This window comes from Carboxylicivirga caseinilyticus (genome assembly GCF_050589785.1).
Taxonomy (GTDB): Bacteria; Bacteroidota; Bacteroidia; order Bacteroidales; family Marinilabiliaceae; genus Carboxylicivirga; species Carboxylicivirga caseinilyticus.
On record NZ_JBNGOX010000021.1, the window covers coordinates 1 to 25,474 of the forward strand.

Annotated in this window: 20 protein-coding genes; 3 read left to right on the top strand and 17 right to left on the bottom strand. The window is 36.6% G+C overall.

The window, feature by feature from the left end; genetic code table 11:
• A partial coding sequence (locus tag ACRD62_RS11905) for a helix-turn-helix domain-containing protein (RefSeq protein WP_430820336.1) occupies positions 1–227 on the bottom strand: 227 nt, incomplete at its 3' end.
• A 370-nt stretch (positions 228–597) separates the two neighbouring features.
• Here ACRD62_RS11905 and ACRD62_RS11910 point away from each other — a divergent pair.
• Together ACRD62_RS11910 and ACRD62_RS11915 are read left to right on the top strand one after the other, a co-directional pair.
• Positions 598–834, top strand: coding sequence for a DUF4248 domain-containing protein (locus ACRD62_RS11910; protein ID WP_430820337.1), 237 nt, complete (start codon positions 598–600; stop codon positions 832–834).
• A gap of 527 nt (positions 835–1,361) precedes the next feature.
• Positions 1,362–1,598 (top strand): DUF4248 domain-containing protein, encoded by a 237-nt coding sequence (locus ACRD62_RS11915; RefSeq protein WP_430820338.1) that lies wholly within the window; start codon positions 1,362–1,364, stop codon positions 1,596–1,598.
• A gap of 612 nt (positions 1,599–2,210) precedes the next feature.
• On the opposite strand, the gene ACRD62_RS11920 is transcribed toward ACRD62_RS11915, so the two are convergent.
• From ACRD62_RS11920 to ACRD62_RS11950, 7 genes are all read right to left on the bottom strand, one after another.
• Positions 2,211–2,687, bottom strand: coding sequence for a GNAT family N-acetyltransferase (locus ACRD62_RS11920; RefSeq protein WP_430820339.1), 477 nt, complete (start codon positions 2,685–2,687; stop codon positions 2,211–2,213).
• 4 nt (positions 2,688–2,691) lie between these two features.
• Positions 2,692–3,183, bottom strand: a complete 492-nt coding sequence (locus tag ACRD62_RS11925; RefSeq protein ID WP_430820340.1) for an ArsI/CadI family heavy metal resistance metalloenzyme — start codon at positions 3,181–3,183, stop codon at positions 2,692–2,694.
• Positions 3,184–3,241: 58 nt separating this feature from the next.
• Positions 3,242–3,829, bottom strand: coding sequence for an RNA polymerase sigma factor SigZ (sigZ, locus tag ACRD62_RS11930; protein WP_430820341.1), 588 nt, complete (start codon positions 3,827–3,829; stop codon positions 3,242–3,244).
• Between the two features lie 83 nt (positions 3,830–3,912).
• Entirely contained in the window at positions 3,913–4,638 is a 726-nt protein-coding gene (locus ACRD62_RS11935) for a transporter (protein ID WP_430820342.1), read from the bottom strand.
• Positions 4,639–4,700: 62 nt separating this feature from the next.
• Positions 4,701–5,747, bottom strand: coding sequence for a Gfo/Idh/MocA family oxidoreductase (locus ACRD62_RS11940; RefSeq protein ID WP_430820343.1), 1,047 nt, complete (start codon positions 5,745–5,747; stop codon positions 4,701–4,703).
• Between the two features lie 118 nt (positions 5,748–5,865).
• Complete coding sequence (locus ACRD62_RS11945; protein ID WP_430820344.1) at positions 5,866–9,207, bottom strand: glycoside hydrolase family 2 TIM barrel-domain containing protein; 3,342 nt, start codon at positions 9,205–9,207, stop codon at positions 5,866–5,868.
• Between the two features lie 25 nt (positions 9,208–9,232).
• The gene (locus ACRD62_RS11950; RefSeq protein WP_430820345.1) at positions 9,233–11,641 is read right to left on the bottom strand and encodes a glycoside hydrolase family 95 protein; all 2,409 of its coding nucleotides are present in this window, start codon (positions 11,639–11,641) and stop codon (positions 9,233–9,235) included.
• A 296-nt stretch (positions 11,642–11,937) separates the two neighbouring features.
• On the opposite strand from ACRD62_RS11950, the gene pepE reads away from it, so the two are divergent.
• Positions 11,938–12,648 (top strand): dipeptidase PepE, encoded by a 711-nt coding sequence (gene pepE, locus ACRD62_RS11955; protein ID WP_430820346.1) that lies wholly within the window; start codon positions 11,938–11,940, stop codon positions 12,646–12,648.
• Between the two features lie 24 nt (positions 12,649–12,672).
• Here the strand turns inward: pepE and xseB are convergent, their stop codons facing one another.
• The 9 genes from xseB to ACRD62_RS12000 all read right to left on the bottom strand — a co-directional run bounded on the left by xseB (position 12,673) and on the right by ACRD62_RS12000 (position 25,466).
• A complete protein-coding gene (gene xseB, locus ACRD62_RS11960) occupies positions 12,673–12,873 on the bottom strand; it encodes an exodeoxyribonuclease VII small subunit (protein ID WP_430820347.1) in 201 nt (66 codons plus the stop codon).
• Positions 12,874–12,882: 9 nt separating this feature from the next.
• Positions 12,883–15,120, bottom strand: coding sequence for a tetratricopeptide repeat-containing sensor histidine kinase (locus tag ACRD62_RS11965; RefSeq protein ID WP_430820348.1), 2,238 nt, complete (start codon positions 15,118–15,120; stop codon positions 12,883–12,885).
• Positions 15,121–15,188: 68 nt separating this feature from the next.
• Positions 15,189–16,565 (bottom strand): exodeoxyribonuclease VII large subunit, encoded by a 1,377-nt coding sequence (gene xseA, locus ACRD62_RS11970; protein ID WP_430820349.1) that lies wholly within the window; start codon positions 16,563–16,565, stop codon positions 15,189–15,191.
• A gap of 3 nt (positions 16,566–16,568) precedes the next feature.
• Entirely contained in the window at positions 16,569–18,191 is a 1,623-nt protein-coding gene (locus ACRD62_RS11975) for a S8 family serine peptidase (protein ID WP_430820350.1), read from the bottom strand.
• A 6-nt stretch (positions 18,192–18,197) separates the two neighbouring features.
• Positions 18,198–19,058 (bottom strand): toxin-antitoxin system YwqK family antitoxin, encoded by an 861-nt coding sequence (locus tag ACRD62_RS11980; RefSeq protein WP_430820351.1) that lies wholly within the window; start codon positions 19,056–19,058, stop codon positions 18,198–18,200.
• 139 nt (positions 19,059–19,197) lie between these two features.
• Positions 19,198–21,108 (bottom strand): molecular chaperone DnaK, encoded by a 1,911-nt coding sequence (gene dnaK, locus ACRD62_RS11985; RefSeq protein WP_430820352.1) that lies wholly within the window; start codon positions 21,106–21,108, stop codon positions 19,198–19,200.
• A gap of 213 nt (positions 21,109–21,321) precedes the next feature.
• Positions 21,322–22,575, bottom strand: a complete 1,254-nt coding sequence (locus ACRD62_RS11990) for an efflux RND transporter periplasmic adaptor subunit (protein WP_430820353.1) — start codon at positions 22,573–22,575, stop codon at positions 21,322–21,324.
• Positions 22,576–22,580: 5 nt separating this feature from the next.
• Positions 22,581–24,077 (bottom strand): TolC family protein, encoded by a 1,497-nt coding sequence (locus ACRD62_RS11995; protein WP_430820354.1) that lies wholly within the window; start codon positions 24,075–24,077, stop codon positions 22,581–22,583.
• A 3-nt stretch (positions 24,078–24,080) separates the two neighbouring features.
• Positions 24,081–25,466: an ABC transporter permease gene (locus tag ACRD62_RS12000; protein WP_430820355.1), complete on the bottom strand. Its 1,386-nt coding sequence runs from the start codon at positions 25,464–25,466 to the stop codon at positions 24,081–24,083.
• Positions 25,467–25,474: the final 8 nt, after the last annotated feature.

Sequence of the window (25,474 nt, forward strand, 5' to 3'; positions counted from 1 at the left end):
TTGCGTCCGGTTTTCTTAAAGGCAATGATTTTATTATCGCGCATGGTTTGCAAAGTTCGCCTACTAACATTTAATAGTTTACATACTTCTTCGGTTACATACCACCTATCTTTAAAACCATCATTCTTTGCAACACTTATACTATCAATCTTATCGTTAATATGGTCGATCTTACCCATTAACTTATTAAAGAGATGCTCATCAACAATAACTACTGTTTTGCTCATTTTTTATACGATTATTAGTTAGATATTAAATTTTCATGACGCAAACCTAAGCAATACAGTACACTCACTTTATAGTTAAAGATAGGATCTGATAGTAAATGCGAGTAAATGGTAGTAAAAGAACGTATCGTAACGTATTTTATCGTTTTTGTGGTTATTAATTGAGCGCAAGTAAATATTATTGAATACAGACCAAATTACATCACAGTTATAATTCTTGGTATTTTTCTTTTTACTGCTATTTATTACTATCTAAATATCAAGCGTTTTTACTTTTATTACTATTTATTACCATGTTCTACATTCCTTTTGAAATTGCATTCTATTTCTCTATAATTGAATCAGAGAAACACAAAAATGACTCATTAAAATGATATTTAGAAGAACGGTATTGAAACAAGATTTGGCCATTAAATTATATCCACAAAGCTCAAATATAAATGCAGCGATGCAGCTGCTCCGAAAAGAAATAAAACTGTCTCCGGAATTTAATAACAAACTTGAATTGTTGACAAGAAATAAACGAGCGCATTATTATACACACAAAGAGTTGGAGGTGATCCTGGAACATTTTTGTATCAGTCAGGAAGAATTTGAGTTGTTATAAGAAATTCTTTGGGGAAATAATGGTAAAACATACTGTAAAACTTGCGAAAACAGGCTCAAAAGCACTATCTATATCAATAAACAGATAGCTTTTGAGTGCTTTTTTATACTTCAGAGTACTTTCATAGTATATACAGACTATATCCAGAGTATATTGCACTTGCTTTTAAGATCTTTGTCCATTTTGTAGAGTATAATTGGAGTGCTTTTTGAATGCTTGCGAAATTTATGAGGGTACATTTAGGATGCTTTTCTCAGTATCAATAGTGCTTGACATAAATCTCCACCAATATGAAAACAACAGCTATTATTAAATGGTGAAAATGCTTCATTTATGGGAGTATATTTTAAATGCTTTTAAGGTGATTTTTAGAGTTTGTGGAGTATTAAGACAAAAAAATGTTCTATCTGGTAGTGATTGTCCTAGCAGTGTCCGAAATTGGCACAGCTGTAAGTCGTTAGTTTTGTGATTTATAATATAATTTTACAGCCATCAAAATAAAGTATAATAAAATTAAGCGCAATACAATGATATTACCCCGAACAATATTAAAACAAGATTTAGCTAAAAAACTATACCCACAAAGTTCAAATACAACTTCTGCCATGCAATTATTAAGGAAAGAAATAAAACAATCTCAGGAATTAAACTCCAAACTTGATTTATTAGCCAGAAATAGGAGAGCACATTATTATTCACACAAGCAATTGGAGGTTATCCTGGAACACTTTTGTATTAGTCAGGAAGAGTTTGAGAGGCTATAGAAATTTTATAATCATACGATACATAACCAACTTCTTAACAGACAATAAAAAAATCACATCCCGTTTGGTATATTATTCGCTAAATATAAAATAGTATCCCGATGTGGCATAATCTCTTATTAGGTAAGACAATACAACAAAATCCATTACGCAAAGCCGGTATTTCAAAAAACATCTATCACGGTTGTTTTCTTGACAATTATTGATTTCAATATGTAACACCTCTTGCATTATGCACACAAAAATCAATAGTTCATGTTACGTGAACAGTTGATATTTATGAACGCTCGATTGTATGAATTAACAAACGACCGTCAAATATCAATCTTCAGACATATTAGTTTGACATTGTTTTGTTAACTATGCCCTAATCCAATTTTTATAGTATATTTGAGCAATAGAGGTCATTACAAAGCATGTAAAAACAGCCGTATTTTGAACCTTGTACCAAGGACTTAGCGAGGACTTTAAATTACACCAGCATAAAACATTGAGATATGAAGATTAAATCTAAGGTTCATTTCCTCTCTCCTCTGAATAAAACAGTACAACAAAGCCCTGTAAGCAAAAAACTCACAGGGCTTTGTTATAACCATACAATTTGAATAATGACTAATCCTGTCCAACAATTTTACTTCGTTTTTCAAAAATTAAATTGTCTTTCCACTTGCCATCGAGTTTACCGATTTTTTCTCTAAATCCAATTAACCTAAAGCCAACACTTTGATGAAGCTTAACGCTTGCGATGTTTTCAGTAAATATTCCGGCCTGAAGTGTCCATATACCATTCTTTTCACTATCCGTAATAAGATCATTTAATAGTTTTTTACCTATGCCTCTACCTCGATATTTATCCGATACATAAACACTCACTTCGGCAACTCCACCATAAATACATCTATTAGAAACGGGACTTAAGGCTGTCCACCCAACTATTTCATTATTGAAAGTCATAACAAACCTACCAAATGGCAAATGTGACTTATCCCAGTTCTCCCAATTTGGTGAAGACTTTTCAAAAGTGGCAACACCTGTTGCAATGCCACTTTCATAAATTGCTTTTACCTGTTGCCAATCCTCTGGTATCATGCATCTAATTTCTGCAACTTCCATTTCCACAAGTTGTTTCTACATCATCAAGTTTAGCTGTTTTTCCATCATTACCGGTCCATTGCTCCATTTCTTCAGGTGCGGGTCTTGCGTAGATTCCTTCACCATAAACAGTGGCTAATCCATGTGTATAAAATGCCTCCCAATCGACTCCCTGAGGGTCGGTTATCCAGCTTTTTTGCGATTTTGAATAACAACAAGTACAATTTCCTTCCTCTCGAATTGTACCTTTTGCCTTTTGCATATTAGCATATACTTCAGTAAGCTCAGCTTCACTTTCCATTTGTAACCCTAAGTGTTCTATTCCTTTTTCTGAATGACCTGTTGAAATGGCATAGTTAATTCGGGGATCATCTAACATCCATTTGGCATAATCAACTTTTACCACGGCTGGTTGAGTATTAAACAAAGCAGAATAGAAAGCTATACTCTCCTCAAGATTTTTCACTCTAACGTGTACATGAAATCGTTTCATATTTATAAATTTTAATTGTTACGACTTCAAGACGAAAGGAGTAAAAAAAAGACGCAAATTATTTTCTAATTTCTTTTTTAAATTTCTGTAGAGGTTCGCAACTCTCCTTTATTTCAAAGGAAATAATTTTACCTTGTTTGTCAGTTTCGATATTACAACAGGTAATAAATTCGGCCTTCAGAAGATCTCTTGCTCTTTTTATTCTGGACTTGGTTGCTGATAGATTTATATTTAGTTTTTTGGCAACTTCCGCTTGTTTCAGGCCTTCAATATCGGATAATCTTAAAGGTTCTGCATATTTCTGTGGTAAGAATTCAAGCATTGGATTAATGTAATTCAATGCCTCGTGAAAGGCTTCGTTCTGATCTTCCTCAATAATCTCTGATAACTCGTTATGATGAGTAATATTCGTCTTCTTGCGATAATGATCAACAATTGTATTCTGAGCAATTTGAAAGAGCCAACTTCTAATATTATTGACACCCGATTTTGACATACAAAAGTTATAAACTTTCAATAATACATCTTGCAAGATATCATTCGTAAGATCATCATCTTTGACCCTCTTAAAAATATAATTTCTTAACTCATTTTTGTGTTCAAGCCACAAGGCAGGAACATCACAATTTGTTTTTATATTATTCAATTGATTTTTATTTATTGGTTAAAAGTTTGGTTGATGAAGTTTAGTATAATAATAACTTAATATTCTTACATAGAATTTACTTTCTACTTATGAATGTTCCAACTGAAACCCAAAGCCAAATAATTCATAGTTTGATTTAATCCCAGTCCAAAGGAAAGATCCAACTGAAAATTCGATTTCAACAAATAGGTTAAGCCGGCATCAAAATTAGATATCCATTGATTCATATTGGTATATTCTCCATAAACTTCATAGTATGAGCCTAACTTTTCTGTTAAACCAACACTTAAAACTGCCGAATAAAGAAAGTCTCCATTTCCTTCTCCACAATTGGCATAACCTAAGTTAGTCCCTACTCCTAAAGCATCAGATAATGGTTGTGAAATGGCCAGTTTACTTACCGAACCAACTGAATTTGAAGAGATCCATTCTGTCCCTGTAGGTATTAAAACATGCGATAGAAAAGCAATTTCAGTGTCAATCGCGTCTTTCCGAAGAATCTGTACTTTAAAGCCCAATTCTAAATCACTCAAAGCTGTTTTACCCGAATAATTTACCAACTGCTCTCCCAACCTCAATTCAAAAATTCTGCTTAGTCCATATCGAAAGAGGGTTGTTGGAATAAAATAAGCTCTGTCAGATGAACGATTCAAATTTTCAACCATTAAACCCGATTCAATCTGAAAACTTCTTATTGGAATAGTAGATGATGATTCTGTCTGGTCTGGTCGATCAGTTATAATATGCTGCGAAAAAACCTGAAATCCAGCAAACAGGCAGCTTATCAATAGCAATAGTATTTTTTTCATAGATTAATCTGATTTACTATTACAAACTAAAAAGCAGCTTAAATGTTTGTTGGCCTACAATTTTATAATTGAATAGTCCGGCCAGAAGCATGACTTTCAACTGCAGCATTTAATATCCTGACTGTCTCAAGGGCTTGCTCAGGTGGTACCGGATTATTGCCTTCCAATGCTATGCACTGGTATAAATCATTATAAAACCCCGGATAATATCCAGCTTCAGTTTCAATTTTACCACTATAATTAAGTCCATTATAATCTGTCACCAGCAATCCCCAGTTACTTTCATCTTCTTTCCCCCAATCGTCACCTGTTGGCAAATATCCTTTGTCTAACAATTCCTCCTGTGGATCACCTCCATATTTAATAAATGAACCATCAACACCATGTAAAGAATACATAGGTCCAGGTACTTTCACCAGGTAAGACGAACGGAGAACAACTTGCAAATTTTCATAATCCAGGCGGATATTCATATAATCATTCACCTCAGACTGATCTCTTACTTTTGCCATTTTTGCATTGACCGATGTAGGCATCCCAACCAGTTGCACCACCTGATCAATCAAATGCGAACCCAGATTAAATAACACTCCTACCCGTTCATCACCTTCTTCTTTCCAGCTTCCTTCACGAATCTCTTTACGGTAACGATCATAATGAATCTCCAACTCCACCAATCGACCTAATAATCCCTGATCAATAATCTTCTTAACGGTTTTAAAATTACCATCATATCTCCTGTTTTGATATACGGAAAGTACTCTATTTTGCTTTTTTGCAAGATCAATCAGTTCATCTGCCTCTTCTACGGATAAAGTAAAAGGCTTTTCTGTAACCACATGCTTACCTGCCAGTAAAGCTTCTTTTGTCATACCATAATGAAGATGATCAGGCGTATTAACAATCACTAACTCTATTTCAGGATTAGCCAACAAATCAGCAAACGACCTGTATATCGTTGCCTGTGGGAAAAGTTTCTCTGATTCATTTTTGGTTCGTTCAAATACACCGATGACCTCATATTGATCTGATAAAACCTTTAATGAAGGACCATGAAATATCCTGCCTGACATGCCGTAAGAAGCAACTCCTGTTTTGATAATTTTCATATTGAAGGGATTTTTATGCAATATCGGTTTAAAAACAAACTCATCCAAGCATAAGTTCTATTCAAAAAAAATGCTGCCCTCTTATGAGAACAGCATCTTTCATATTTATTAAACACAACTACTTGATATATTTTTTCGATATTTCAATCCATTTTTCCACTTTGCCTTCAGTAAATGGAATCAGATAGAATGAATATTGGTATTTCCTGTTTCCCCTCATCATATATTCTTCCTGTGGACTGGCATACCAGCTATCATCTCCTCCAACACCACGCTGATTCATATCAATATTAACCTGTATAAGATCCTGTGGTACTATATCAATGGTATGCTTACTGATATTCACTTCCGGAATACCGTCAATCCGGTAAACATGCTCAATATCTGTGTTGACACCATAATCCAATCCTTCTGAACTATCAAAGTCCTCGTTTGGCACATTATGAGTTGTTACTGACACATTCTTCTTCCAATCGGCCGATACTACCATCAAGCCATTACCCGAAGCATTGGTCCAACTTGCCCAGCGAATATCTGTTTTGTTGCCATTTTCCTGAGGACGAATATATGGAACATACTGCTCTGCTACTGTTGATTGATACAAATCAACAAAGGAAGCCGCTTTTCTGTCGGTATAATTCTCCCATGGACCACGGCCGAAATAAGTAAATTGCTCATATTCCGAAGGCATCATAAACTTCAATCCTATTCGAGGAATATCAGGTTTATATTCTGTCTCGTTTAATGTATTATCGACCTGAACAACACCATTACCATAAATAGTATATACACTCTCAAACTCCGTTTCAACACCAGGTAATTCATAAACCACCTTTACCAACACTTTATTTACTGCTTCTTTTTTAGCACTGATTGCTTTTACTGATGCAAACAAGGTCGCCTTCTTCCATTCGATATTATTTACATGCATACGGTTACCAAAGTCATTATCGGTTACTGCTCGCCAAAAGTTAGGTTGTGGTCCGTCACCATTCAGAATATATTCATTGCCTCTGTATAAATAGGAAGTTATATGACCTGCAACCTTATCAAACACCACAGATACATCATTATTGAAAACATTGACATCACTTTTTGTCTGCTTTAAAGTCAATGCATCACCTGCTTCCAATTCCATTTCTTCTGCCTGAAATTTCTTTTCAATAGCAAACTGTTCATGTGCTACTCTGTACCCCTTCGGAAGCAATCCCCACGACTCTCTGGTGCGAGCTTCAATTACCATAAAATACTCGGTATTTGGTTCGAATTTTACATCTTTTAAAGGAAGATGAATAATCTTACCCGTATTGGGTTCAATATCAAGATCAGACAACTCATAGATCTTAATCACCTTACCATCAGCTTTCAGGAAAGCGCTAAACTCAAACGCTTTGGTATTGGTAAAATCATATCGATTGGTTATAACCGAGCGGAACTCATTTGCCCAGTTAATATCCATATCACTGAATTTAATAAACTCATGTACCTTGCGAACTTCTTCCAATCCGGGATGTGGCGTTCTGTCAGGGAATACCAAACCATTATTTAAAAAAGCATTATCACTTGGCAAATTTTCTCCAAAATCACCGCCAAAAGCATAATATCTTCTTCCTTCTTCATCAGTCTTCCAGATGGATTGATCCACCCAATCCCAAAGAAATCCGCCTTGCAGGTTTACATGCTTATCAATGATGTCCCAATAATCTTTAAAATTACCCGTACTGTTTCCCATGGCATGCGCATATTCGCTGGGAATAAACGGACGATCGGTTGGGTTATCGGCAACCCATTGAAAAGCTTTCGGACTTGGATATTGAGGACAAATGATATCTGTATCCCAATCCTGATTCCAATAGGTTCCGTCGTATTCGCTATAAGGCCTTTCGTACTGTACAGGTCGTCTGGTAGCATCAGCCTCTTTCATGGCTTTGTATCCGGCATAAAAATTAACTCCGTTTCCTCCTTCGTTACCCATCGACCAAATGATCACTGAAGGATGATTCTTATCGCGCAACACAAGGTTACGCATACGAGTCACATGAGGCATTTTCCACTCCGGACGTTTTGCCAAAGAATATTGTCCATAGTACATTCCATGAGACTCAACATTGGCTTCTGCAACAACATAAATTCCATATTTGTCGCATAATTCATAAAACACTTCTGGCTGTGGATAGTGACTGGTGCGAACCGCATTGATATTATTCTCTTTCCAAAGGGTGATATCCTTCAATATCTGTTCTTTATTAATCACATGACCTGTTTCAGGATTTGTTTCCTGAGTATTTACTCCTTTCAAAGTAACAGGAACTCCATTTACCAATAATAATCCACGCTTTATTTCAACCGATCTGAATCCGATATCTGTTGCCAGAGCTTCTCCTTTTATTTTCTTTCCATTCAAGAAAAGCGACAATGTATATAGGTTCGGATGCTCTGCATTCCAGGAACTCACATTGGGAATAATGGCCGAAAAATGAATTGAACCCTCAGCATCACCTTCAACCAATATCTCTTTCGACTCCTCCCAAACAACCTTCTTATTCTCATCCAGCAACTGAGCAACGATACTTGATTTTTGTTTTTTATCCAGATGATTTTTCAAATCAACCTGCACTTCCAGATTTCCATCTTTGTAATCATTGGTTAATGTTGATACTACCTGAAAGTCGCGAATCCGCAATTTGGGCTGACCATACAAATATACACTTCGTTCAATTCCGCTGATTCTCCAAAAATCCTGACATTCCAGATACGATCCATCCGTCCAGCGAAAGATTTGAATTACGATTGTATTATCACCTTTTTTCAAATATGGAGTAATATTAAACTCGGCCGGCAACTTACTATCCTGCGAATAACCAACAAACTCACCGTTAATCCAGACAAAACCTCCTGCTTTCATAGCTCCAATATGCAGAAAAACCTCATCCTCCCCTGTACTTCCATCAAATTGAAAATGTCTGAAATAGGTGCCAACCGGATTAATATCATGAGGAACCTGACCGGGATTAGCAGGTATCTTGCCATCAATAAAAGTTATTTCCTTCGAAATTGGAGCTTTATAATCGGCAAACTCATACTGGTGGTTCACATAGATAGGATCACCAAATCCGTGTAACTCCCAGTTGGCAGGAACAGGAATACTATCCCATCCTTCAGCAGTAAAACCTTCCTTAGTAAAATTAACCTCTCTTTTCTCCGGATCTGAAACCCAGTGAAACTTCCATACTCCATCCAAAAGCTGATAGTACGTTTGATTAGCCACTTCTCTTTTCAGAGAACTTGCAGGATCGGAATACGATCGAAATATAGCATGGGAAGGTTCTTTGTTCCATTCCAAAACAGTAATATTCTCTGTATAATACCAAGGATCTGATAATGGATCCGGAACTTGTGACTGAGCCATCCCAAGCTGCATACCCAATAAAGTAACAACACCAAAAATCGTTCTGCGCATTTAAATAATTCTTCTAGGTTTATATCTAATTCAAACAGTTTATTTCAAGCACTTGTCCTTTCTCAAGACTTACCTGTATCAAACCATTTTCTTCTCTCACTTCCATTTTCTTTCCATCAACCATAGCTTTTATTTCTTTAACTGATTCTGGATTTAGTATTTTAAAATCACCCTCTTGTAAAGCAATCAATTTAGCTGTTTTCAACTTATTTTTCTCCCATTGGGCCGATACCAAACCATTACCTCTCACCTTAAGTCCATCAAATGATCCGGTGGTATAAGCATTGGGCAAGGAAGGTAAAAATTCAATATACCCTTTATGACTTTGCACTAACATTTCAGCAAGACCTGCAGAATAGCCAAAGTTTCCATCTATTTGAAAGGGAGGGTGCGAATCAAAAAGATTAGGATACATTGATCGTTGAAATAATAATTGTATATGCTTATGGGCTTCATCTCCATTCAACAAACGTGCATAAAGATTAATTAACCATGCTCTGCTCCAACCAGTGCCGGCACCACCATTATCCAAACGACACTGCAGTGTTTTTTTAATACCTTCCATCAGCTCCGGATGGTTAATTTCGTTAACTGCAATACCAGGGTGAAAACCATACAAATGCGACATATGCCGATGTCCGGGTTCTACTTCTTTATACTCTCTGTCCCACTCCAAAATCCTGCCATCAGATCCAATTACAAAGCCCTGGCGCAAACGAGTCAGTTGCTCTTTTACTGTCTGAAGTAACTCATTATCTTCTTTTAAAATTTCGCAAGCTTCCACATACTCACCAAAAACCTCTGCTATCACCTGCTGATCCATCGCACTTCCTAAACAAGTAGCAACAGCCTTGCCATCTGTATTATAAAACTGATTCTCTGGTGAAGTTGATGGAGCTGCTACCAAAGAACCATCACGTGGATCTTCTATTAACCAGTCGGAGTAAAATTGTGTAACCTCTTTGATTGCAGGATAGGCTCTGTTTCTCAGAAAATCGTCATCCTGGGTATACTCATAATGTTGCCAGTAATGCTGCATCAACCAGCCACCGGCACCAAATGAACCACCCCAATAAGCTGTTGGAGCCCGCAACCAGGTTACAGCCCATAGATCGGTAGCGTGTGGAATAAAGGATCCACGACAACCAAAATTCACTTTAGCCGTTTCTTTTCCATTTTCAATCAGGCGATCTACATAATCAAACAAGGGCATATTTAATTCATCCAGGTTGGTATTATTGGCCAACCAGTAATTCATCTGCAGGTTGATATTTAGATGATAATCGCCATTCCATGGTGCAAAAATATGAGGGTTCCACAATCCTTGCAAATTAGCCGCTAACATTCCTTCTCGTGAACAGCCAATTAACAGATATCTGCCATAATTAAACAACAACTCTTCCATTCCCAGATCTACTTCTCCCTCCTGAATTCTTTTTAATCTGACATCCGTAGCAAGAGTATCTAACCTGTTGTGATCAACCTGAAAATGAACTCTCGAATAAAATTGCTGATGATCCGCAATATGTTCAGCTTCAATCTGAGCAAGATTTGTTGCTAAAACATTTTGAAGTTCTTTTTTATTTTGATCAACAAAGTCTGTATGATAAAATGAACTGTTCGAAACGATATATAAAACAGCTTTCTTTACACCTTTTAGTTCCAGATAATCATCACCTGAAATAAGTAAACCATTGTCAATTTTTGCTTTTAGTCGAGTTTGAAACTTAACTCCGTAAGTAATCGGATCAGGCTTAGAATCAAATGCTCCTCCATATTGGGTTACTTCACCATCCATCAATAAATCACCCGATTCATGAACACTTACTTTAACTGTTGGATGACCTTCATCCTCAGGGCGCGAGAGCATTATTTTTCCATTTATACCATTTTCAGCTTCTGATGTCAGTTCCACTATAATAACTTCATGCGGATGGCTTGCAAACACTTTTTCTGTGAATAAATTACCATTTGTTTTATATATGGTAGTCGAAATGGCTTTTTCCAAATCAAGCTTACGTCGGTAATCGGTTATATTATCATGATTCAGCTCGATTAACAAATCACCTAATGTTTGGTGAGAACGACCTACACTCTTATTGGAAAACTTCTCAATCAATAAAGCATCTGCCATATCATTTTTACCTTCAAAAAGATATTGCCTTATTTTCTTAAGATCTTCGGGCCTTCCTGCCGGATTATCCCATTCCATCTTGCCAGGCCACATAGAGTCATCATTCAACTGAATGTGCTCAGTATCTGTTTTCCCATAGATCATGGCGCCGATCCGACCATTACCAATTGGCAGACTTTCTTCCCATTGCTGGGCTGGCTGAGCATACCACATAACATTTTCGTATGTTTTGGTGTCAGTTTGAATAGAACAAGAAGTCAGTAAAAAAACAACCAGATAAACCAGATTTTTGATTTTCATAATAGCTGATATAAATATTATTCAAAATTATTTGCCAATACACATGCAAATAATGCAAAGATCAATTTATCGGAAAGAACGAATGTTCTTAATGTTGGTAAGTAAGTTTCAAACATAACAAAAATGAAGCACTATCAGAGTCATTACCACTATTATTGACAATATTTAACATACATTGTTAACATATCTATCACATTAAACCATATACCTCCTTTGAGCTAACCAATGTATAACAACTTAAGCAATAACTCAACCAAAAATTAGTATCTTACAATACACACTTTAAAATTAAATCAATGAATCTGTTATTAATTAGTAATTCTACCATGGCAGGAGAGCCTTATCTGGATTACCCTAAAAACGATATTGCCAATTTTCTGGGCACCCCATCCACCAAATGTTTATTTATTCCTTACGCAGGTGTTACAGTGAGTTTTGATGAGTATGAATCAAAAGTAAAAAAGCGTTTTATTGAGGTTGGCCACGATATTGTTTCTATTCATCATTTTGATGATCCGATAAAGGCCGTGAAAGAAGCTGAAGCAATTGTTGTAGGAGGTGGAAATACCTGGCAGTTACTAAGAATGATACACGATCAGAATTTAACTGAGCCCATTCGGGAAAAAGTTTTAAACGGAACGAAATATATTGGCTGGAGTGCCGGATCCAACCTGGCTTGTCCTACCATTAAAACTACCAACGACATGCCTATTATAGACCCAAAAGGTTTTGGCGCTTTAAACCTGATTCCTTTTCAAATAAACCCGCATTATCTGGATGCAAATCCTGAAGGCCATGGAGGTGAAACCCGTGAAGATCGAATTCTGGAGTTTGTGGAAGTAAATCAAAAAACAACAGTTGCCGGCTTGCGCGAAGGCTGTATGTTTATAGTGAACGATGGAAAATTATATTACAAAGGAATACACTCTTTGCGGATTTTTAAATATGGAATCAAGCCATACGAAGTTGAGCAGACAGAAGACTTTAATTTCTTATTGAAAGAATAACAAAAAAGAGGCTTTCGGGCCTCTTTATTCATCCATTTCTTTAAGAATTGCTTCAACTTCTTCTTCTGTTTTATGCAATTTATCTTTACAGGTTTTTATCAAAACACTAACTCTTTTTACTTTCTCTGATAAATCATCCACATCCAATTCCTCATTTTCAATCTGTTGAAGAATCTCTTCAATCTCTCCCATGGCCTCTGAATAGCTCATTTTCTTCTTGGTCATAATCACAAATTATTCAACATTATTAATGGGTAATGTAAAAGTAAAGGTACTGCCTTTTTCCAGTTCACTCTCAACCCAGATACTTCCTTTGTTTATTTCAACAAACTCTTTACACAACACCAACCCAATACCAGTTCCTTTCTCATTAAAAGTTCCCTTAGTGGTAAAAGCAGTATCAACCTGAAAAAGTTTTTCTATGTTTTCCTGTCTGATTCCAACCCCTGAGTCAGAAACAGACACTTCAATCATATCGTTTTTCTTTTGAGCAATAACATAAATAACACTTCCTACACGCGAAAATTTAATGGCATTACTTATGAGGTTACGTAACACGGTACTAAACAAATTCAGATCGGCCCATGCAACAAGATCCTTTTCTACTTTCGGACTGATAACAATATCTTTTTCTTCAGCATTTAAACGAAGCAAAGAAACAATGTTATGAGTGTGTATTGATACATCAATCTGCATGGGTTTATATTCTGTTGTACCCAACTGTGTTCGTGACCATTGTAAAAGGTTTTCTACAAGCCCCAATAATCGTTTGGTTGAATTATGTATTACCTGAGCATAATCAATGACTTCTTTTGTATTCTTGGTCTCAGCATGTAAACATAGCATCTCTGCAAATCCCATTAAGGAGCTGAACGGACTTTTTAAGTCATGCGCTATGATTGAAAAGAATTTATCTTTAGTAGCATTTAACTGAGCCAGTTCTTTGTTCTTTTCTTTCAGTTGGATAGATGTTTTTCTCTTTAATCGAAATAACAAAATAAGGAAGATTATAGAACCAAAAAGTGCCGCACTGATTATCAGATATAATGTGCGTGTTTCTTTCAACCTTTCCAGATCTTCTTCTTTAGATATGTTATCCTGCTCCAACTTTGAGATAGTTGCATCCTTTTCCAGCAAATTATAAACTGCTTCCATCCGGGCAGAATTGATTAACGCCTGTTCATCAGTGATGGAATCTTTCAAGGTAGAGTATAACTTTTGTGACTTCAGAGCCTCTTTAAAAATGCCTTCTTTCTCAAATAAACCGGATTGAGTACTGTAACAATCTGCTAATATTGTTTTCTCACCAATTTTTTTAGAGATAGTAATAGCCTTATTAAGATATTCATGAGCTTCAGAATAATGCTTTGAAGCAATAACTGTTTGAGCTAAATGCAAATAAGTTTCTGCCTCCAGAGATGCATCTTCATGAGTAACCATTATCTTCAAGGCTCTTTCGAAATAAGAAACAGCTTGTAAATAAGCCTTATTACTTTGATGCGCCCTTCCTATATTTACATATGCCACAGCAATTGACGAACTATCTTCATCCTTATTAACAAATTGAAGAGATGTTTCGTAACTATCAAGTGCAGCACCAATATTTCCTAATTGTAAATAAATCTCACCCAGATTGTTATGACAACTTCCAATGCCCGAATTATCCTCCAGCATTACATATAGTTTCATAGCATCGTTGTAATATCGTAATGCCAATTGATACTGTTTCAATGCATAATGAAGATTACCCATGTTATTCAGCAAGCTTGCCCTACTGGCATCATTGCCCGAAACCTGATTCAGTTCCAATGCTTTTTCCAAACAGCTTAAAGCTTCGGTATACTGTGCTAACTGATTTAAAACAACACCTTTATTGGTTAGCCCTTTTAGAATCAACTCAGTATCATCACTTTTAACACCTAACTCATATGCCTGATTGAAATAATTGAGTGCCAATGCATAATTTCGTTGATACCAATACATGGCACCAATGCTGTTATAAGCATTACCCTGACTAATGTATTGTCCGGCTTTTGAATAATATTGAGATGCTGCCTGAAAATAACCTATGGCTTCACCGTAGGAATTATGATCAGAAGCCAACCAACCAATGTAATTATATAATCTTCCTAATTGACTATCTGTTTTTTCCTTTGAAGAGATGGCTTTCGCTTTGTTAAGATAGATACCGGCATTTTCACTATCCTGCAAATCATACAGTCTGATACCAGTCTCGAGGTAGAGATTAAACTTATCGATATTTGATAATTCTTTCTTTTCTGCATTTTCACAGGCCATCAATACATCTTTTGCATCCATGAGTTTGTTCATCTGATCTTTATAATCAAGCGATGAACCTATCCCATCAACAGTATCTGGCTCCTGATGCATAGTCGAATCTTGTGCATTAAAAGTCAGAAATGACAGAAGAAAAAGAAACGTTACCAGGTAACGTAATTGATTTGTAATCATTTGTCCGTTAAATACTCCCCGTTAAAAATCGATTTAAATTTATAAAAAGCCTTTAACAATCAAATGATCTACTTGATTATTTTTTCTACTTTACTAATAATTAAACCTTTTTGAAGTTTGGTATGTAGTACATCTCCCTCCTTAATTTGTTCGGTGGATTTAAGTGGAAGTTGTTCCTTGTATGTAATCGAATAACCCCTTTCAAGTACATTCTCAGGATCAGACAACTTGGTTGTTTTTTCAGCTAACAATAACTTTTGCGAGGCATTTTTAAGATATGCTGCCACTTCAATCTTCAACTGGGTATGATGAAACTGGCATTGTTTTAGTCCACTATTCACCTGCTTTTTAACCAGATAATGCAACGATTGTTTAACGTGTGTGAAATACAATTGCTGATTATCGAAATAAGACTTGACCACAAAATTCAATCGTTGAGCAGCTTCTAAAGGCTGCCTTCTTTTTTGAGTGATAACCTTACTAACAATAGGTTGCAGAGTATTAACAGCAATATCAAGACGATGTTTCTGATTTTTTAACTGATCCGTCACCTCATCAATGAAATGCTCTTTGACATCGTCGAGATATGCATTAAAATCACTTATTCGATCCACTATAAATTCAGCAACAGCAGTTGGTGTTTTTAAGCGTGTATGAGCAACCATATCTGCAACTGATTCATCCCGTTCGTGACCAATACCGGTTAGTACAGGCAATGGAAATTGAGCTATATTAAGTGCTAACCAGTATCCATCGAAACACATTAAATCGGCCGTTGAACCTCCACCTCTAATAATGATCACAGCATCAAAAAAGTCCTCGTATGCATAAATCCTCTCCAGTGCAGAAATAATTGATTGTTCAGCCTCGTTCCCTTGCATGGTTGCCTTAAAGAGTTTATGGTAAATCTTAAATGCGTAAGGGTTATTTTCCAACTGGTTAATAAAATCTTCATATCCGGCTGCTGTTGGAGATGAAATAACGGCCAGCTTTTGAGGAACTGTAGCCAGTTCAACCTCTTTATTCATATCCATCACACCCTCCTCCTCCAGTTTCCGGATAACTTCCAGTCGTTTGCGGGCAATGTCCCCCAGGGTATAGGATGGATCAATATCTTTAATGTTTAAACTAAAACCATAAACTTCCTGGAATTCAACACTTGCTCTTATCAAAACTTTTAAGCCACTGGTAAGTTCCTGCTTAGTGGTTGTTTCAAAATAGGGTTTCAGCATCCGGTAGGTAAAAGCCCATATTGTAGCTCTGGCTTTAGCCTTAACAGTATCTGTGGTCTCATCCTTCTCTATCAACTCAAGATAACAGTGTCCGCTTCTTACGGTTCTTATTTCACTTATCTCAGCGATCACCCATACAGTATCAGGAAAAGATACTTCTATTGCCTCTTTGATCTGACTGTTTAATTGAGATAATGAAATGTGTTCGGGCATAACTTAATTCTTCAAGACCTTATAATACTTCTTCCCAAAATCCGATTCAATGATAAGTATATATATTCCTTTTGAGGTATTATAAAAGCCTTCCAACTTAATCATTTCGCCAACCTCGCTTTGCCCTGAAAAAATAATATTACCTGCTATATCGTACAAACTAATGTTTACTTTATGAATGATGCTGCTGGTGAACGAAGGTTTTATCAACAGATAATTGCTAAACGGATTGGGGCTAACAATCCATTCAAGTTCTTCATTCAATTGACTATCAACATCGGTTTTCAATGCCAAATTAAAATCAGGTATTCCGTAACCAAAAGAATCGTCAGGGTTATTGTAATTTGAAGAACTACTCGTAATCAGATTTATAATATCCAATGAAGTATAATTAGGCAATGCCTGCCATAAACTCGCCACTAAACCTGCAACAACCGGTGATGAGTATGACGTTCCGGCACCAAATTCAATACCACCACCCAAACTCTGAACAGCAGTATAATACCCCACAGCAGCAACCTCAGGTTTCACCCTTTGATCATAACTTGGGCCGTAAGACGAGAAATACGCTCTGGTACTATCAGGGCTCATGGCTGCCACCGATAAAATATTTTTAGCATCAGCAGGCACACCAATATAATGCCAGTTATCATCTCCTTCATTACCAGCACTAACTACCACTACCATACCTTTCAACGCAGCAATTTCAGCTGCTTTCGATGCTCTTGAAGTTCCATCCAGTGTTTGATAAGTATATGATGTAAAAGGTGAATCAAACTCATAATACCCCAGTGAACTATTGATAACATCAACCCCCACACTATCGGCAAATTCGGCAGCACAAACCCAGTAATCTGGCTCAACAGGTGTTTCAGTTGCAACATCTTCTGTTCTTAACAACCAATATGAAGCTTTTGGAGCTGTTCCCAAATATGTACCCGATATTTCGCCGCCCATAATCGAAAGAACCTTCATTCCATGGTAATGAGTACTAAAAAAATCGGAATGAGGATTTACAAAATCTTTATACCCAATAATCTGTCCATTGTCCCACAAATGCTGCAAGCTTGGCATATTATCGGCTGCATTAAAACCCGCATCCAAAACAGCTATTTGAATTCCTTCTCCTTTATAACCATTCTCATGAAGATAATGACCGTTTACAGTTTGTATCTGATCCCATGCATATCCATACTCCTCTTCTGATTTTGATTTATATACTCCTTGCCCCTCTTTAAACTTCACAACAGTACTAACATAGTTACTTCTTGTTGTCATCTCTACATATGATACAAAACAATAGTTGGATAAAGTATCCATCAATTCAATGTCGGAAGAAAACACAACCGCACCGTTCAACCATTTTGTGGTGTATCTCACATCAATTCCCAGAGATCGTAAACTATCGGTATATTTCTCAGATACCGGCAGGTCTTCTTCGGTAATTTCAATATTCTGTCTGAACCGCCTGTCAATTGCTCTTTGACTTAAAAATTCTGTCGGTCTGTCTATGCGAAAGGTTGAATTATTTTTATCTGAGAATTGCACAAAATACCCATTACTTTGACCCAGCAAAGCATAAGTGGATAAAAACAGTAGGAGTAAAAGAGTATTTAGTTTAATCATGCAATTTTATCTATAATATCCTTCCGGATTATTTTGCATCTTTTCCGGATCTTTAATCTTTCCTTTATTTTTTTCAAAATCAGCCTGCTCTGCAGCTCTTATTGCATCCAGAACTTCCGGATTTAATAAAGTTCCTTTGCTGTATTTCAGCTCATAATTAACTTTTCCATCCTGATGAAAAAAAGTCCACTTGCCATCTTCTAAATTATTTTTATAATTGGCTTCAATCTCAAGCTGACCACTTTCGTAATAATACAAATAACTCCCTTCGAGTTTATCATTAACATAATTTGCCTTCAACATTGGAGCCCCACTTTTGAAAAACTTAAGCCAGGGTCCATGTTTCATCCCATTAACAGAAGTATATGATTCAGCAATCTGACCACCTGGATAATATATAATTGTTTCTCCATGCGGTTTGTTGTTTTTATACTCTTCAGTAGAAGCAATCACATCTTTGGATGAATAAAAGATCCATTTACCATCCTTATTCTTTCCTACAAAATTACCTGATGACGTTAGCTCCTCTGCTTCATTAAACATTTCTGCTTTACCATTCAAGCCTGACTCATCGTAAATAATTCGCAGACTCATTTTTCCATTAGGGTAATACCGTATATACTCACCTACCGGTTTATCATCCTTAAAGATTGCCTTATACAAAGGAGCGCCATTTGTATAACGCTTTTCCCATGGCCCCTGTTTCAACCCTTTGGCATCTGTTTGATTGTAGTTATCCGGAACAGGCACAACCTCCTTTTTCTTTGCGGGAATTTTATTACCAAAAACATCTGTAACCTGAGCATTCATATTTAATGCACAAAATATAATTACCAATGCTGATAAAAAGCGTTGTGAGTTTTTCATTGCCTATTCTTTTTTAATGAATGATATTCATCATCCAAATCTAATAAATGATACTTAAGTGGGTAAAAACAGTTTCAAAAATATAAAAAAAAGTCCTCAGTAATGAGGACTTTTTCAATGAGTCATTATTTACGGAAAATTATTTTACTTCTTCGAAATCAACATCTGTAACTTCGTCATCTTTTCCACCCTGCTGAGCTCCGGCATCTGGTCCTGGTTGAGCACCACCTTGTGCATCAGCCTGAGCCTGACTTGCATTATACATTTCTTGTGATGCAGCCTGGAAAACAGTATTTAATTCTGTTGTTGCAGCGTCGATTGCAGCAATATCCTGAGCTTTGTGAGCTTCTTTCAGTTTACCCAAAGCAGCTTCAATTGGAGCTTTTTTGTCAGCTGGCAATTTGTCACCAAACTCAGTCAATTGTTTCTCTGTCTGGAAGATTAAACTGTCAGCAGCATTCAATTTATCGATTTTTTCTTTAGCTTGCTTATCAGCATCAGCATTTGCTTCTGCCTCATCTTTCATGCGCTTGATTTCGTCATCAGATAAACCTGATGATGCCTCGATACGGATACTTTGCTCTTTACCTGTTGCTTTATCTTTAGCAGTAACATGAAGGATACCGTTAGCATCAATATCGAAAGTTACCTCAATTTGTGGCGTTGCACGTGGTGCTGGTGGAATACCATCAAGGTGGAATCGTCCGATTGTTTTGTTATCCTTAGCCATTGAACGTTCTCCCTGCAACACATGAATCTCAACTGAAGGCTGATTGTCTACTGCAGTAGTAAATGTTTCTGACTTTTTAGTTGGGATTGTTGTGTTGGCCTCGATTAACTTAGTCATTACACCACCCATTGTTTCAATCCCCAATGAAAGAGGAGTAACATCCAACAACAATACATCTTTTACTTCACCGGTTAACACACCACCTTGAATAGCTGCACCAATCGCAACCACCTCATCAGGGTTAACACCTTTTGAAGGAGCTTTACCGAAGAAGCTTTCAACAACTTGCTGAATAGCTGGAATACGAGTTGAACCACCCACCAAGATTACTTCATCAATTTCTGATGGAGACATTCCTGCATCTTTTAATGCAGCCTTACATGGCTCCAATGTACGTTGGATCAATTTATCTGCCAATTGCTCAAACTGAGCACGTGACAAGGAACGAACCAAGTGTTTTGGAATTCCATCAACTGGCATAATATATGGTAAGTTGATTTCTGTATTTGTTGAAGACGACAACTCGATTTTAGCTTTTTCAGCTGCATCTTTCAAACGTTGAAGTGCCATAGGGTCTTTACGCAGGTCAACGTTCTCATCTTTCATAAATTCATCAGCCAACCAATTGATGATAACATCATCAAAGTCATCACCTCCCAGGTGAGTATCACCGTTTGTTGATTTTACCTCGAATACGCCATCTCCTAATTCAAGAACTGAAATATCGAAAGTACCTCCACCAAGGTCGAAAACAGCCACTTTCATATCTCTGTCCATCTTATCCAAACCATACGCCAAAGAAGCAGCTGTTGGCTCATTAATGATACGGCTAACTTTTAAACCGGCAATTTCACCAGCTTCTTTAGTGGCCTGACGCTGAGCGTCGTTAAAATATGCAGGCACGGTTACTACGGCTTCAGTTACTTCCTGTCCAAGATAATCTTCAGCAGTTTTCTTCATTTTTTGAAGTACCATAGCTGAAATTTCCTGAGCTGAGTACATACGATCATCAATCTTTACACGAGGAGTATTATTGTCACCTTTTACAACTTCGTAAGGTACACGTTTTACTTCGTTTGGAATTTCATCGTACATAGCACCCATAAAACGCTTAATAGAATAAATGGTTTTATGTGGGTTAGTGATCGCCTGACGTTTTGCAGGATCACCTACTTTGCGCTCTCCACCTTCGATGAATGCCACGATTGATGGCGTAGTTCTTTTTCCTTCGCTGTTAGGGATTACAACTGGCTCATTACCTTCCATTACAGATACACAAGAGTTGGTTGTTCCCAAGTCGATACCGATAATTTTTCCCATTACTATATAATTATTTTATTTTTTAAATTCTTAATATGATCTAAACTCTGGTCCCTAAACTTCAAATGGTGTGCCATTTGGTTTTTCAAGAGTTTTCAGGAAAAATTGACACGACAAAGACAAAATTCAACTTTGATGTGACAGATTGATATGACAGAATGACAAAATCCAGGCGAGAACCTGGATTTTGTGTCACTGATATGTTTTAATGTTCTAATTATTACTCAAACGGATCAGAGAAATATCGTCCGGATTCTTATCGTAGTTAATATATACCTTATCGCCTTCATTTAAGCCTTTATTAATACTGTAAAACAATTCATTTTCCTGGCCCAACTCCACTTCCTGCTTTACAACACTTAACCCATCTTTTTTAATTACATAACGTATCGAATCATTTCCAAAAATAGCTTCCTTCTCAACAAATAGAGCTGTATCAATACTATTGGTAACAATTGTATTCGAAGAAGTCATACCCGGCAAAAGGCTTTCTTTATAGTCTACTATCTTTACAATTACCTTAAATCCATTTTGAAATTCACCCGCTAATTCTTGCCCAACATTGGCAATACTAATTATTTCACCATTGAATATTTTTTTAGGAAATGCATCAATTTGGATCTTTACCTTTTGCCCCAATTCAATTTTAGCAATATCAATTTCCTTAACCTGAATTTCAGAGATAATTGTACTCAAATCAGGTAAAGTAGCAATAAGAGGCATCCACATACCCACACGTGAACCAACCCTTACTTTCTGCCCATCATAACCATAACCGTAGATAACCATACCGTTCGCGGGGGATTTAATTCCTAATTCACTTTTTAGTTGTTCATAAAGTTTTTTGCGGTTCTCGAAACGATCAACCCGTTCCTGATTACGGGCAATCCTCCTTTTATGGTTTTGAGTTTGTGTTATTAAATCTCTCTTAGCCTTTGCCAGGGCACGTACTGCTTTTTCATAAGCAATCTGACTCTGACGCTGCACTGCCTTTGACTCGTAGGATGACTGCTGAACTTTTAATTCAGCATCCAACACCTCATCTTTATGTTTCTGAATTTTTTCACGAGCAGCCATAAGCGTTAGGCTGGAATCTATTTTGGCATCCTCAACCCAGGTATACATTTCATTTAAACGGTCATTAACCTCCGTAAGTCTTTCTTCCACTTCAGTAGGATCAAGCCTTGCTACTTCGTCTCCTTTTTTAACAATTTTACCTTCTTCAACAATACTCATTATTTTGAGCTCCCAGATTCTCAACTCTCTATTAAAACTAACTTCAGGTATAGTTATATCCATTGCATCCTGCGCTTTTAATTCTCCCATAGCTGTAACAGAAGTTTCAAAAGCTCCTTTTTGTACCTGAACGATACTAAACGTTTCGTCAGTGGTTTTCCAGGGCCTCCAGATCAGTATTACAATCACCAATAAAACGCCCAGACCAATTCCTATCTTTTTTTTATTCATAATCATTAATTTTCAAGTAGGTAGTCTAAATCTTTTATCAGTAATTCTTTTTTCTCAAAATCATAAAGTGTTAACTCTCTTATACGGAAATACATTTGCCAGTATTGAGATAATGAACTTATATAAGATCGCTTAGCCTGATCGTATGAAGACCGCGCAGCATTTAATTTAATTACATCCACTTTATCAATCATAAAGCGTTGTTTCGTTACATTAAATCCCAGTTGAGCTACCGTATCAGCTTTTGCAGAGATATTTACCTGTTCTTCCTGTAGGTTAAATTCAATGGCTTGCATAACCACTTCCTGTTCAAAATCTATCAATGCCTGATCAACCTCAGCCTCTGACCTTTTAAGTTCAAATTTAGCCATTTGAATTTGTCCTTTTCTGGTACCCCAATCCAATATAGGGGCATATAACGATATCCCAAGACCTCTATCATCACCATATGGCGTTTTATAAACATCTTCCAAATTATAGGCTTGTCTGTTAACACCAACGTTAGCACTTAAACTGGCACTTAATCCACTTGTTGCTTTCTTCTCGGCTAGATTTTGTCTCCTATTAATCAAGGTTGCTTCTAGTTCCAGTATTTGCGGATTATTCTCCTTAGCCAGATCCAGTACTTCATCAGCTTCCACTTTAAGTTCAGGAATTTCATTTGGAATAATTGGCTGAATTACAACATCCTTATCAAAGCCTAGAAATGAGTTCAGCAAATTCCTTGCTTGCTTTAAACTTACCTGAGCTTTTGTTTTAGCCATTTTAGCATTCAGATAACTTAATTCCAAATCAAGTAACTCATCTTGTGTAACCGTTCCAATATTAAAACGACCTTTACCAATATTAAACAAGGTATCTGCATTTGCCAGGTTTGTCTCAGCAATTTTTAAATCAATCTCTGCACTTACAGAATTAAAAAACACATTTACCGCCCGTTGTGAAAGAGCTTCCATATTGGTCAGATAAGTCTTTTTGGCCTGCTCATATTCTAATGGCTTTAACTTTGACAACCATTTAAACTCGTTATATCCATTTAAAGGTTGAGTTAACCTGATACTTATCGGTACCGAGGTATAACTTGTATTGTCATATTCAATATCTTGAAGCCTTCTTACATTAGAAGATAGACTTAACTGGCCACCTGTAAATGTAACATTCTGACTTAGTGATAGTCCTACCTGCGAACTCACATACTCGTTAAATACAAACTTGTTCTCTCCAGTATTTGGATCAACCAACTGAGTCACTGAACGATCATAATTAATGGGAGTTGTGTTTAATCTTAATCCTGGCAATTGAGAAGCTTTGTAACTTCTAAAATCCCAATAACTGGCCAGGTACATATTTTTATATCGAAAGCTATAAAGCGATTGTAACTTTGCTAGTTGAATAGCTTCGTTTAATGTCAATTGCATTTCGGGCCCACTACTCTCAGTTTCCTGAGCCTTACTATTTGTAATAAATAAAACAACTAAAATCAGGGTTAATATACGGTACATATTTTAATGTCTTAAAGATTCTACAGGATCCTGGGCAGCAGCACGCTTGGCAGGAATATATCCAAAAATAATTCCAACAGTAGCCGAAACACTAAAGGCTACAATAACAGAGAAGAAAGAAACGATGGTTTTAATATCGGCGGTAAGATGAATTAAATGGGCTAAGAGAACACCTAATAAAATTCCAATCAATCCGCCAGAGATACTAATCAAAGTTGATTCGGCCAAAAACTGAACAATTATATCTTTTCGGGAAGCACCAATTGCCTGACGGGTACCAATTTCGCGAATTCGCTCCCAAACAGATGCAAGCATAATATTCATAATACCAATACCTCCAACAATCAGTGAGATACCGGCAATCGCACCTAATACGATATTAAAGATTTCATTCGTTTTTTGTTGCTGTTTCAATAATAACTCTGGAACCGTTACTTCAAAGTCAAATATATTTGAATGTCTTCGAAGGATCAATCTTTTAATCACATCCGCGGTAGCAGAAAGATGTTCTGTTTCATCTACCTGAACGATGATCTTATCCAGCTGATTACTAGTTTTACTTTCCTTGGCAGTACTTCCTTCTTCTTCACCACCACCCATAAAAAACACCATTCCGCCGCCGGCCATATTATCCATTACTTCAGGATTGATTGAGCCCTTGTCTTTAAAACGCATTAACATGGTTTTTATAGGAATGATAATGGTATTATCGGTACTGCTAATTCCCATCTCATCAGAAGCAGAAGTAGTGAAATCACGCTTTTCGATGGTTCCTATAACCCGTAACCAAACCTGTCCACATTTAATATACTGACCTATTGGATCATCCTGATTGAAAAACTTCGAACGGATATTATCACCAATGATACAAACGGGCACTCCCTTACTGGTTTGTTGTTCACTAAATATTTCTCCGCGATCAATATTTATATTGAGCATTTCGAAATAACTGGGAGAAACACCTTCGAGACTTACCGGATAACTCTTGCCATCTTTTATGGCATGATAATTAAGTGATACAACAGGAGTAATTTTACCAACTGTTGGGATGGTTTCCAATATGGCCTGAGCATCCATCTGATGCAAGCCTCTTGAGAATTTCTTGTTCTTATTATTATCGCTATCTGAATCCTGATTATTTGCTTCGATAGATTGATCAACCGGAGTGATAATGATATTATTCACCCCTACCAATTTAATTTGTTCCAACACTTCCTGTTGGGCTCCTTTACCTATTGCCAACATACTAATTACAGCAGCAACACCAAACATAATACCCAAAGCAGTAAGAAAAGACTTGACTTTATTGGATAGTATGGCTTCGACAGCTATTATAACATTATGCGAATAGCGTAAATATAATTTGCTAGGTGACTTTATATTTTTCATGATAAAAA